Annotated in this window: 11 protein-coding genes, 1 tRNA gene and 3 pseudogenes; 8 read left to right on the top strand and 7 right to left on the bottom strand. The window is 59.6% G+C overall.

Features of this window, described 5'->3' with window-relative positions; translation table 11 throughout:
• Positions 1–142 precede the first annotated feature (142 nt).
• Positions 143–1,587: pseudogene (locus tag ACGVJ8_RS09415) on the top strand (glycoside hydrolase 100 family protein).
• 74 nt (positions 1,588–1,661) lie between these two features.
• Here ACGVJ8_RS09415 and petD read toward each other — a convergent pair.
• Positions 1,662–2,144 (bottom strand): cytochrome b6-f complex subunit IV, encoded by a 483-nt coding sequence (gene petD, locus ACGVJ8_RS09410; protein ID WP_392347515.1) that lies wholly within the window; start codon positions 2,142–2,144, stop codon positions 1,662–1,664.
• A 39-nt stretch (positions 2,145–2,183) separates the two neighbouring features.
• The gene (gene petB / locus ACGVJ8_RS09405) at positions 2,184–2,840 is read right to left on the bottom strand and encodes a cytochrome b6 (RefSeq protein ID WP_392347513.1); all 657 of its coding nucleotides are present in this window, start codon (positions 2,838–2,840) and stop codon (positions 2,184–2,186) included.
• A gap of 67 nt (positions 2,841–2,907) precedes the next feature.
• Between petB and ctpZ the strand changes: the two genes are divergently transcribed.
• From ctpZ to ACGVJ8_RS09370, 7 genes and pseudogenes are all read left to right on the top strand, one after another.
• Positions 2,908–4,185: a carboxyl-terminal processing protease CtpZ gene (ctpZ, locus tag ACGVJ8_RS09400; protein ID WP_392347511.1), complete on the top strand. Its 1,278-nt coding sequence runs from the start codon at positions 2,908–2,910 to the stop codon at positions 4,183–4,185.
• Positions 4,182–5,450, top strand: a pseudogene (locus ACGVJ8_RS09395) (HD domain-containing protein). Before ctpZ ends, ACGVJ8_RS09395 begins: the two are co-directional and overlap by 4 nt.
• A gap of 7 nt (positions 5,451–5,457) precedes the next feature.
• Positions 5,458–6,096, top strand: a complete 639-nt coding sequence (gene minC, locus ACGVJ8_RS09390; protein WP_392347509.1) for a septum site-determining protein MinC — start codon at positions 5,458–5,460, stop codon at positions 6,094–6,096.
• Positions 6,097–6,152: 56 nt separating this feature from the next.
• Positions 6,153–6,965 (top strand): septum site-determining protein MinD, encoded by an 813-nt coding sequence (gene minD / locus ACGVJ8_RS09385; RefSeq protein ID WP_392347507.1) that lies wholly within the window; start codon positions 6,153–6,155, stop codon positions 6,963–6,965.
• A gap of 4 nt (positions 6,966–6,969) precedes the next feature.
• Positions 6,970–7,278 carry a cell division topological specificity factor MinE gene (minE, locus tag ACGVJ8_RS09380; protein ID WP_392347505.1) on the top strand — a complete coding sequence of 103 codons (309 nt, stop codon included), beginning with the start codon at positions 6,970–6,972 and terminating at the stop codon, positions 7,276–7,278.
• A gap of 44 nt (positions 7,279–7,322) precedes the next feature.
• Entirely contained in the window at positions 7,323–7,529 is a 207-nt protein-coding gene (locus tag ACGVJ8_RS09375; RefSeq protein WP_392347517.1) for a helix-turn-helix transcriptional regulator, read from the top strand.
• A tRNA-Thr gene (locus ACGVJ8_RS09370) sits at positions 7,520–7,591 on the top strand. The genes ACGVJ8_RS09375 and ACGVJ8_RS09370 overlap by 10 nt, the downstream gene beginning before the upstream one ends.
• Before the next feature lie 9 nt (positions 7,592–7,600).
• Here ACGVJ8_RS09370 and ACGVJ8_RS09365 read toward each other — a convergent pair.
• From ACGVJ8_RS09365 to ACGVJ8_RS09345, 5 genes and pseudogenes are all read right to left on the bottom strand, one after another.
• Complete coding sequence (locus ACGVJ8_RS09365; RefSeq protein ID WP_392347503.1) at positions 7,601–7,774, bottom strand: hypothetical protein; 174 nt, start codon at positions 7,772–7,774, stop codon at positions 7,601–7,603.
• Positions 7,771–8,385: a Sua5/YciO/YrdC/YwlC family protein gene (locus ACGVJ8_RS09360; protein WP_392347501.1), complete on the bottom strand. Its 615-nt coding sequence runs from the start codon at positions 8,383–8,385 to the stop codon at positions 7,771–7,773. Before ACGVJ8_RS09360 ends, ACGVJ8_RS09365 begins: the two co-directional genes overlap by 4 nt.
• Positions 8,386–8,398: 13 nt before the next feature.
• On the bottom strand, positions 8,399–9,286 hold the full coding sequence (gene prmC / locus ACGVJ8_RS09355) for a peptide chain release factor N(5)-glutamine methyltransferase (protein WP_392347499.1): 888 nt from the start codon (positions 9,284–9,286) through the stop codon (positions 8,399–8,401).
• On the bottom strand, positions 9,283–9,957 hold the full coding sequence (locus tag ACGVJ8_RS09350; protein ID WP_392347497.1) for a DNA-processing protein DprA: 675 nt from the start codon (positions 9,955–9,957) through the stop codon (positions 9,283–9,285). The genes prmC and ACGVJ8_RS09350 overlap by 4 nt, the downstream gene beginning before the upstream one ends.
• 393 nt (positions 9,958–10,350) lie before the next feature.
• Positions 10,351–10,601 (bottom strand): annotated as a pseudogene (locus tag ACGVJ8_RS09345) (hypothetical protein); the annotation flags it as partial.

Genomic DNA, 10,601 nt, shown 5'->3' with positions numbered 1-10,601 from the left:
CGCCTCTCGGCTCCCGCGCAAGACAAAACCATAACACCACACCTCTCGCTCACGCAACCAACACGTGCTCCGCAGATCTGAAGGGTTGCTTCCACTGGCGAAACCCATTGCCAGAACTCCGTTTCAGTTGGAGGTCACCGCGATGCCAACGTGTTTCACCGAACAAAGCCAGCGTTTCCGCCCCAACTCAAACGAAGAACAGGTGCTGCAAAAAGCACGAGAACACTTCGAAGCCACGCTGATCGGCGTGCAGAGGGAACTCGCCGGCAGCGTTGCCGCGATGGAACATCGCCGCGCTGACGACGCCCTCAACTACGGCGAGATCTTCCTGCGGGACAACGTTCCCGTGATGATCTACCTGATGCTGGAAGGACGCTTCGCCATCGTGAAGCAGTTTTTGAGCATCAGCCTTCAGCTCCAAAGCACCAACGTTCAAACCCGCGGTGTCTTCCCCACCAGTTTTGTGGAGGAAGAAAGGGCGCTGGCTGCGGACTACAGCCAACGCTCGATTAGTCGCATCACCTCAGTGGATGCAAGCCTCTGGTGGCCGATTCTCTGCTGGATCTACGTCAAACGAAGTGAAGACACCGACTTCAGTCGTAGTCCTGAGGTGCAACGCGGTTTACAGCTGCTTCTCGATCTGGTTCTTCACCCCAGCTTCGAAGGCACACCGATACTTTTCGTTACCGACTGCGCCTTCATGATTGACCGCCCCATGGACGTGTGAGGCGCTCCACTAAAGGTGGAAGTGCTGCTCTTTGCAGCGCTTCGCAGCTGCGTTGGGCTGATGGAACTCTGCCAACGCCACGAGAACAGCGTTCTTCTGGGAGAACGACTGCGCCTGGGCCGGCAGTGGACCCATGACTTGCGGCAGTTCCTGCTGAAGCACTACTGGGTGACCAGCAAAACGATGCAAGTGCTTTGGCGACGGCCAACGGAGCAGTACGGCGAAACCAGCACCACAACGAATTCAACGTTCAGCCACAGGTCATCCCCGACTGGTTGCAGGACTGGCTGGAGAACCGTGGCGGGAACATGCGGACCGGACGACCGGATTTTCGCTTCTACTCCTTGGGAAATTCTCTGGCATCCCTGTTCGGGTTGCTGACTGCGCCACAGCAACGGGCCCTGTTCCGACTGGTGCTGCACAACCGGGATCACCTCATGGCCCAGATGCCGATGCGGATCTGTCATCCCCCCATGGAGGGCGTAGAGTGGGAGAATAAAATGGGCTCCGATCCCAAAAACTGGCCCTGGAGCTATCACAACGGTGGCCACTGGCCGAGCCTGATCTGGTTTTTTGGAGCGTCCATCCTTCTGCACGAACGCCTGAATCCCCAGGCCGACGTATTGCTGATGGGACAGATGAAAACGTTGTTAGACGAGTGCTATTGGAGTCATCTCAACCAGCTCCCCCGTCAGCAATGGGCTGAATATTTCGACGGCCCCACGGGAACCTGGGTTGGACAGCAGTCACGTACGTATCAGACCTGGACCATCGTTGGTTTTCTGCTGATGTACCACTTTCTCCATGTCAACCCAGACGACGTGCTGATGCTCAACCTCGACGAATCAATGGGTCACTGACGAACCAAGGGAGCAGTAGCATAAAAAAGCCGACTCGACGAGCCGGGGTAAATGAGCTAAACTCAAATGAGGGATCAGAACAGTCCGAGAGTGAGGGACTTGTCGATCGGAAGTGCTGCACCGATACCGAGATAGATGGTGACCAGGGTTCCGGTCAGGAACACGATCATCGCAACGGGACGACGGAAAGGGTTCTGGAACTTGTTGAAGCTTTCAATGAAAGGAACAAGCATCAGACCCAGGGGAACCAGGGTTTGCAGAGCGATGCCCAGAAGCTTGTTGGGAACAACCCGCAGGATCTGGAAGACGGGGTAGAGGTACCACTCAGGAAGAATTTCGAGAGGGGTTGCGAAGGGATCAGCCTTATCAACGAGCATGGCTGGGTCCAGTACGGCCAGACCCACCACACAGGCGATGGTGCCGAGGATCACCACCGGGAAGATGTAGAGGAGATCGTTCGGCCAGGCAGGCTCTCCGTAATAGTTGTGACCCATGCCCTTGGCGAGCTTGGCCCGCATCTTGGGATCGGAGAGATCAGGCTTCTTGAGAATGTGCATCGTTTAATCCAGGTGTTGAGGAAACAGTAGGAACGCAGATCACAAGGGACCAGAAATGCCCTGCTTCCGGATCATCAGGAAGTGCATAAGCATGAACACCGCCAGCAGCCAAGGCATCACAAAAGTATGTAGGCTGTAGAAGCGCGTGAGGGTAGCCTGGCCAACGCTTTCGCCACCGCGAAGCAGTTCGACCATGAAGTCACCAACAACGGGAATTCCAGCAGGGACACCAGAAACGATCTTCACGGCCCAATATCCAACTTGATCCCAGGGGAGGGAATAACCGGTTACACCGAAGGATACCGTGATCACCGCCATGGTCACGCCGGTGACCCAGGTGAGCTCACGGGGACGCTTGAAGCCGCCGGTGAGGTACACGCGGAACACGTGAAGGATGAGCATCAGCACCATCATTGATGCGCTCCAGCGGTGCACAGAGCGGATCAGCCAACCAAAGCTGACGTCGGTCATCAGGTATTCGACCGACTTGTAAGCCTCAGCAACAGTAGGCTTGTAGTAGAAGGTCATCGCGAACCCAGTCGCGAACTGGATCAGGAAGCACACCAGCGTGATGCCCCCCAGGCAATAAAAAATATTGACGTGGGGGGGCACGTATTTGGAACCAATGTCGTCAGCAATGTCCTGGATTTCCAGACGTTCCTGGAACCAGTCGTAAACCGGTGATGAGTTCGCCATGAACAAGCGGGCTCGAGTTGCGAAAGTCTACTGAGCACGCTTCTGCCACTGAGGCGAACCCACCGCGATGTATCCAACTGTTAACGATCTTTCAGACTGGCTGCGGCGCAGAGGGTTTCGAGCGCTGCGCCAACTAATCGCAGCGGCTCTTTGCTGCTTTTTGGTGCTGGGAAGCGCCTGCACAGTCGTTGCACTTAGCGACACACAACAGCTCGTGGTGGACAGCTGGCGCCTTGTGAACCAGGGCTTTTGGAACCCAGAGCAACTCGATGCGGTGCGCTGGAAGCGTCAACGGCAAAAGGCCATGGAACGCAGCATCGAGAGCAGCAACGATGCCTATGCAGCCATCGAATCGATGCTGGGTCAATTGGGCGACCCCTACACCCGGCTGCTTCGTCCCGAGGACTACACGGCGCTGAAAAACAGCACCAACGGCAGCCTCAGCGGTGTGGGCTTGCAACTGGGACCGGATGAAAGCGGCAATGGCGTTGTGGTGATTTCGGCCCTCGAGGGTTCACCCGCCGGCGAGGCAAACATCACCAGTGGGACTGAGTTGCTGTCTGTTAATGGCGGTGCCGTGGTGGATCTGGGTCTTGAGGGAACCGTGGCAGCGCTGCGGGGAGACGTGGGATCGCAGGTAGTGCTGACGCTGGACAACGGCAGCGGAGAAACAAGCGAACTGACCCTGGAACGCCGCAGCGTGGATCTCAGGCCGGTGCGCACACGGCGCTTGCGCAGCGGCAGTCACACTCTTGGCTATCTGCGGATCACCCAGTTCAGCGAAGGAGTCCCCGAACAGGTGAAAGAAGCCCTCACAGAACTCCAGAACAAGGACATCGAAGGATTGGTGCTCGACCTCCGCAACAACTCAGGTGGTTTGGTGAGCGCTGGATTGGCGGTCGCCGACGACTTCCTCTCCGGTAGCGCCATCGTTGAAACCCGCAACCGCGAGGGGATCAATGACACCATTCAGGCCAGTCTCCAGACGGTATACGACGGACCGATGGTCACCCTCGTGAATGGAGGAACGGCCAGTGCGAGTGAAATCCTGGCTGGAGCTCTTCAGGACAACGAACGCGCCACCCTTCTCGGGGGCCAGACGTTTGGCAAAGGGCTGATTCAAACGCTGACCAACCTCAGTGACGGCAGCGGCCTCGCCGTGACCGTCGCCGGGTACGTAACACCGAGTGGAAGGAACATCCACGGGGAAGGTATCGCACCCGATCGTGGATTGTCAGATCCGGAACCCCTGAATCCCGGCGGTGATGGTGATCGCTGGCTCTCGGAAGCCGAGCAATGGATGGAGGCCCTGCTGGAACAACCTACTGACGACACCGAGACATGAGCCAGCGGACCTATCACGACCCTCTGCACCGAGGTATTGGTCTTAACCGCCAAGCCCCAGCCGAGGGGATGGTGATGGACCTGGTGGACACGGTGCCGTCCAGCGCCTGCGTCGCATGCGCCAGCTTGGCCCGGCTTACCTCACCTTTCACAGTGCTGAATCCAGTCGATTCACCCACTCGCTGGGGGGCTTTCATCTGACGCGCCGTGCGTTTGAGCGGATGCTGCCGTTGGCACCAGAGCTGGAGACGTACCGGGGGCTGATCTACGGGGTTGCTTTGCTTCATGACTCGGCCATAGCCCCCTCAGCCACACCGGCGAAGAGATGTTTGGCCTGCGCCATGAAGCGTGGTCAGCGCGGGTGATCCGACATCACCCACAGATCCGTGACTGTCTGGAAAGCCATGAATCCGGCACGGTTGAGGCGATGGCGAACCATGCTGGAGCACGGACGCAGCCAGCCCTCACCCCCTGATCAAACACCTGGTCAGCAGTCAGCTGGATTGCGACCGACTGGATTACCTCTTGCGCGACAGCTACAGCACCGGAACGCGCTACGGGCAGCTGGATCTCGACCGCATCCTGGGAGCACTGACCCTGGCTCCTGACGAGGACATGGCCATTCATCCCAAGGGTCTGATGGCTGTGAAGCACTACCTGGTGGTGAGGAACTTCATGTACAGGAGCATCTACACCCACAGGCTGAATGTGGTGTGCAACTGGCTGCTGGAAAAACTGATCCTGACGACCCGACAACTGGGCCCTGAGCAGGTGTGGGCTGATGAGGTGATGGCCAGTTGGCTCTGGCAACCGGACCAGATCCGTTTGGAGGACTTCCTCGCCAACGACGACCAACGCACCGGCTACCACCTCCAGCGCTGGCAAGCCGAAGCGCCAGCAGCCCTGGCTGAACTGAGTGGGCGTTGTCTGGATCGCCGCCTGCTCAAAGCGATGGCCGTTGAACATCTTTCTCCCGCTGATCAACTGCAATTGCTCGCGACAGCCAGGCGTTGGGCCGATCGTCATGGCCACGACCCTGAAGTCTGCTGCGGATTGCGTTATCAACAGCTGCGCGGATACCACCCCTATCGAGGCGGATTGCGCCTCTGGGACGGGCAGCAGCTCCAAGCCCTGGAGAAAGCCTCTCCCCTGGTCGCCAGTCTCGCGACCCCGGCGGCGACCTCCTGGTTGATTCACCCCCGTGACATCAGTGCCGAGCTCAGGCAGGAGATGGACGTTGAATGGCCCCGAGCAGCAGCAGCGTGAAGCAGCCATGACTTTGAGGCTTCCCGACCAGCGCCTTGATCACTGGAGGGATCGTTTGCCTGATCTGCTGAGCAGGTGTTCCCGACCGATCGTTGATCTCGATTGCGGGGACTGGATCCTGAACTGCAGCGACCTCGCGGATTTGTGCGCCGCCGTCACCGAGGCAGGCCATCAACTCGGGCGCATCACCGGCCGGGTTCCCGAGACCGTTGTGAGTGCTTCAGCCTTGGGACTGGACGCGAGCCGATCCAACGCGCCTTCCAACCATGAACTCCGACCCACTCCTGTGACGACGGCTCCTTCCGAGCTGTTGTTTCACCACGGCACCCTGCGCTCCGGCGACCATCTCCAAAGTGAGCGCACCATCCTTCTCTACGGCGATGTGAATCCCGGAGCACGAATCAGTTCAACCGCTGATGTTTTGGTGTGGGGTCGCCTGCGGGGCGTGGCCCACGCCGGATGCGAGGGGTCAACGACCGCGAAAATCGTTGCCCTGCAGCTGCGACCGCTGCAACTGAGGATTGCGGACGTTGTAGCCCGAGGCCCCGAGGATCTGGCCCAGGTGGGTTTGGCTGAACAGGCCGAACTCAAGGATGGTTTGATCGCGATTGAACCCGCCGTCATCCAGAGCTTTCAAAAACGCTGACGTCGTTGTCAGGCCCAAAAGCCAGATTATTCTGACCGCACCAAAGCAGAACCCTGGTGTCGACGACCCGAACCATCCTCATCTGTTCTGGCAAGGGCGGTGTCGGAAAAACAACGACCACGGCAAACCTTGGTATCGCCCTTGCCCGCCAAGGAGCCAAGACCGTGGTTCTGGACGCGGACTTCGGTCTGAGGAACCTCGATCTACTCCTAGGCCTGGAGAACCGCATCGTCTACACCGCCCAGGAGGTGCTGGCGGAGACCTGCCGGCTTGAGCAAGCCCTGGTGAAACACAAGCAGGAGCCCAATCTGGCCCTGCTCCCCGCAGGCAACCCTCGGATGCTCGAGTGGCTCAAGCCCAAAGACATGCAGACCATCATTGCTCTGCTGGAACGCCAGTTCGATTACGTGTTGATCGACTGCCCTGCAGGCATCGAAGACGGATTCAAAAATGCCGCGGCCGCAGCCCGAGAGGCTGTGGTGATCACCACCCCGGAAGTGGCCGCCGTGCGGGATGCTGATCGGGTGATCGGGCTTCTGAACACCCAGGGCGTGCAGCTTGTGCAGCTTGTGCTCAACAGGGTGCGGCCAAAGATGATGTCGAACCAGGAAATGCTGTCGGTGGACGATGTCACCGACATCCTGGCGTTACCTCTTCTGGGGCTTGTTTTTGAAGACGAACAGGTGATCGTGAGCACCAACCGCGGTGAACCCTTGACCCTGAATGATTCGTCTTCCCCAGCGGCCCAGGCCTACGGCAACATCGCTCAACGGCTTCAGGGGGAAGACATCCCTCTGATGGACCCCTCCCAGGCCCGCCGCGGCCTCCGCGCCAGGATGCGCAAGCTGATGCAAACCCGGATTTTCTGAGGCGATGACACTCAAGGAATTCATCGACAAACTCCTGCGCCGTCAGCCCGCCAGTGCAGAAACAGCCAAAGAGCGGCTCCAGTTGGTGCTGGCCCACGACCGCAGCGACCTCAATCCGGAGCTGCTCGAACAAATGCGCCGCGAGATCCTCGAAGTGGTGGCCCACTACGTGGAAATCGACCTCGCAGAAGGTGATGTGAGCATCGAGACTGAAGACCGCGTCACCGCCCTGGTGGCCAACCTGCCGATCCGTCGCCCGATCGCCCAACCAGCGAAGGTGGAACCCTCTGAGCAGCAATCTGCTCAAGCTTGAAACCTCGGATCCTGACTCTCTTCACCCCCACTGAACAGCGGGTTGTGCTGTTGTTGCTCGAAGGCCTCAACAACCGAGCCATCGCTCAGCGATTGGTGATCAGTCATCACACCGTTGAGTGTCATATCAGCAGGGCACTCCGGACAAGCGGTTGTCGCAATCGACTCGAGCTGATGCTTGGGCTGATCAGGGATGGAGACCCTGCATTGAATCGCCAGGCAGCCGGTACGATGCAGCCCATGCCGGCTTAGCTCAGCGGTAGAGCAGCGCTTTTGTAAAGCGAAGGCCATCGGTTCAAATCCGTTAGCCGGCTTGATCTGTATCAAGATGACGGGCTACGGTCTGATTCGCCCGCCAGCAGCCAGATGAAGAACAACCCCAACAGCCAGGGGAGAAGATTCAGTTGAAGCGTCCAGGTGAAGACAGCTTCAAGGGGTTCCAGAACCCAATGAAGCAAGGCCATCACCAGCAGGCAGAGCCCAACAAGCGAGATCACTCGAGCACCTCAACCCCTGCTGGAATGACAGCACCCCGTCGCACCATGCGCCAGCGTCCGTCCTCAACCCAGACCAACACCGTGCTGGCCTGGCCCGAGGGTTGAGGCCAGGGGTGCGGACCCAGCTGAGCGACATCAGGGAAAACCAGTGCCGCCTCTGCTGCGGTCATGCTGGCGGGTTGTCCGGAACGATTGGCACTGGTGGTGGCTAACGGCCCGCTGATGTGAAGCAGAGCTCGGGTCTGCTCACAGGCCGGAATGCGGCATCCCAGCGTTGTGCCGCCTGGGTTGAGATACCGGCCAGCACCGCCATCACGGGCAGGCAACACCAGGGTGAGCGCTCCAGGCCAATAGCGCTCAGCTAAGGCTGCAACTTCCCGATGGCACGGAACCGCAACCTCGTGGAGCAGGTCGTTCACTGATGCACCCATCAAAATGAGGGCCTTATCGGTCGGTCGGCACTTAAGGCGCCAGAGGGTCTGGGCTTGATTGGGAAGCACCGCCAGTCCCGGCAGGGTGTCGGTGGGAATGATGGCGGCTTCCCCGGCATGAAGCCGCAGCGCCAGATCGGTAGCGGCCAGAACCGGAGCGGGCATGAATCCTTCCTTCATCGCAGGAGTTGTATCAGCTTGGTGCGGCAGGTTTGCGAGCAAACGCAAAGCGAAGGATCCCCTCAAGATCGGCAGCAGCACTGACCTCCACCAAGCCAGCATTCCGCAGCAGCTGGTTCACCTGAGCGCTCTGGTCGTGGTGGTGTTCGAGCAGAAGCCAGCCCCCGGGCGCCAGCCCCGTTGGCGCTCCATTCACCACGGCCCGGATGGCATCCAAGCCATCAGCTCCCCCACGCAACGCCAAATGAGGTTCGTGGTCACGAACCACAGCCTCAAGACCGTCAACCACAGCACCGGGGATGTAGGGAGGATTGCTGACCACAAGATCCAGGCTCCCCCACCATCGTTTGAGGGGAATCCACCAGGACCCGAGGTGCAGCGAACAGTTGTGATGCGGGGCGCAACGCTCAAGATTGCGTTCTGCCAAACGCAAGGCATCGGAACTGAGGTCGACGCCATACCCCGGTGACGTCGGCCAGGCGCGGACCAAAGCCACAGCGATGGCCCCTGAGCCGGTGCCGAGGTCAGCCCAACGGGCGGGCGGGGTGATTTTGAACTGGCTCAGGGCCAAATCCACAAGCACTTCCGTTTCCTGACGGGGAATCAATGCGGCAGGCGACGACTCAAGCAGCACATCCCGCCAGGGACAGAACCCCACCAAGTGCTGCAAGGGAACATTCACGTGAAGGTGGCGCTCCCACAGGTCAGAGAGCACCTCAAGGGACTGCTCCAGGGCAACGGTGCGCGTGGGGTCCAGCAATAGTCGTTGCAGGCTGGCCCAACGAACGCCACCGGCCAGGTCAAGCAACCAATCGAGATCAGCCGCGGTGCCACCCCGGGCGAGTTGTTGGCGCCGCCACTGCAACAGATCAGTGCCGGCCACGGCTTTGCAGTCTTTCATGGCCAAGACTTGCGCCAATGCAATCCAGACTCACACAGCAGTTCGCTCTGACACTCAAGGGCCAAAAGCTGGGGGGCCAGCTCAGCAGGGGAGCACTGCAAACGAAGCAACAGCTGATCAAAGGTGGCCCCCCAGCCGATGGCCTCCATCAACCGTTGATGCTTGCCGCGTGAATCCCCTGACCTCAACGGGCACTGCATCCGGCTCGCCCAGCGGGCCGAAATCAGTGCTCCGCTGCGTTGCGGACACTCCACCACCACAAGCGCTTGGGCAAAGGCCACCAACCAATGATTCCGCGCCGCAAAGTGCCCTGAATGCACGCGACAGCCGGACCAGTTTGGGCTCACCAACAGCCCCTGCCTGCCGACCTGCTGTTGCAACGATCGGTGGTGGGCTGGATAAACACGATCCAACGGTGTCCCCAACACCGCGATGGGTGAACCGTTTCTGGCCAAACAGCCGCGATGGGCTGCAGCATCAACCCCTTCCGCAAGACCACTGAGAACGGGCCAACCCGCCTCGGCGAGCGCACGGCCCAGTTCTTCAGCCATTGCAAGGCCATGGTCCGAGGCGGAGTGGGGCCCACCACCGCAATGGCTGTTCGGGCATTGATATGCCGAAGCAGCGATCGATCCCCTTCGACTTACAGCCCGGAAGGGGGATAAGTGCACGTCATCCAAGCAACGAGGCCAGGCAAGGTCACCCGACAAAAAGGCACAAGCGGGCACGTCAAGATTCGGAGCAGCCCCGTGCTCGCGCCTGTAACGCTCAACGTCGCGCAAACAGTGCGCCGGCCAAGGTGTTCCATCTGCCAACCCCAGAGCTGATCAGGGCCGATGGCTTGATCACAGCAAAGCCTGCGCAGATCGGCCATGCGTGCTTTGCCCAAGCCAGGGCAACAAGTCCAGAGCCACCACCCCCCGCACCAGTCACAAGCAAGTATATTTGTACTATACTTGCACGGCGTTGGCGACTCCAGGTTCGATTCAAAACTCTTGGCGCACCAGCTAATCCATCATCTCCTGCAGCTGGACAGGCACGCCCCTCACGCACCATCACCAGATTCACAGACGCCTCCACAACCACCGTGTTTCTGCAGACAAAGCGAGAGACCCATGACCAGCGCACCCTCTGTTGACCAGGGCATCGGCAACCAACACACACCTCGTCGCCGTGGCGGAGCGGGTGGCGGCAATCCACTTGAAGAAAGACCACCGGCAATCAACACCCATCGCGGCCATGGCGGCATAGCCCAGGCCAGCAGCCTGGAGGGCTTCCACCCGGGCCTCCTCAAGCCACTGCACATAGGCCCCGT

The organism is Parasynechococcus sp., from assembly GCF_042954245.1.
GTDB lineage: Bacteria > Cyanobacteriota > Cyanobacteriia > PCC-6307 > Cyanobiaceae > Parasynechococcus.
This window is presented reverse-complemented; position numbering and strand designations above follow the sequence as displayed.

Excerpts from the sequence above, each read along its gene's own strand:
- prmC (WP_392347499.1), bottom strand. The coding sequence starts at position 9,286 with ATGAAAGACTGCAAAGCCGTGGCCGGCACTGATCTGTTGCAGTGGCGG.
- ctpZ (WP_392347511.1), top strand. The coding sequence starts at position 2,908 with ATGTATCCAACTGTTAACGATCTTTCAGACTGGCTGCGGCGCAGAGGG.
- petD (WP_392347515.1), bottom strand. The coding sequence starts at position 2,144 with ATGCACATTCTCAAGAAGCCTGATCTCTCCGATCCCAAGATGCGGGCC.
- petB (WP_392347513.1), bottom strand. The coding sequence starts at position 2,840 with ATGGCGAACTCATCACCGGTTTACGACTGGTTCCAGGAACGTCTGGAA.
- ACGVJ8_RS09360 (WP_392347501.1), bottom strand. The coding sequence starts at position 8,385 with ATGAAGGAAGGATTCATGCCCGCTCCGGTTCTGGCCGCTACCGATCTG.
- minC (WP_392347509.1), top strand. The coding sequence starts at position 5,458 with ATGACTTTGAGGCTTCCCGACCAGCGCCTTGATCACTGGAGGGATCGT.
- minE (WP_392347505.1), top strand. The coding sequence starts at position 6,970 with ATGACACTCAAGGAATTCATCGACAAACTCCTGCGCCGTCAGCCCGCC.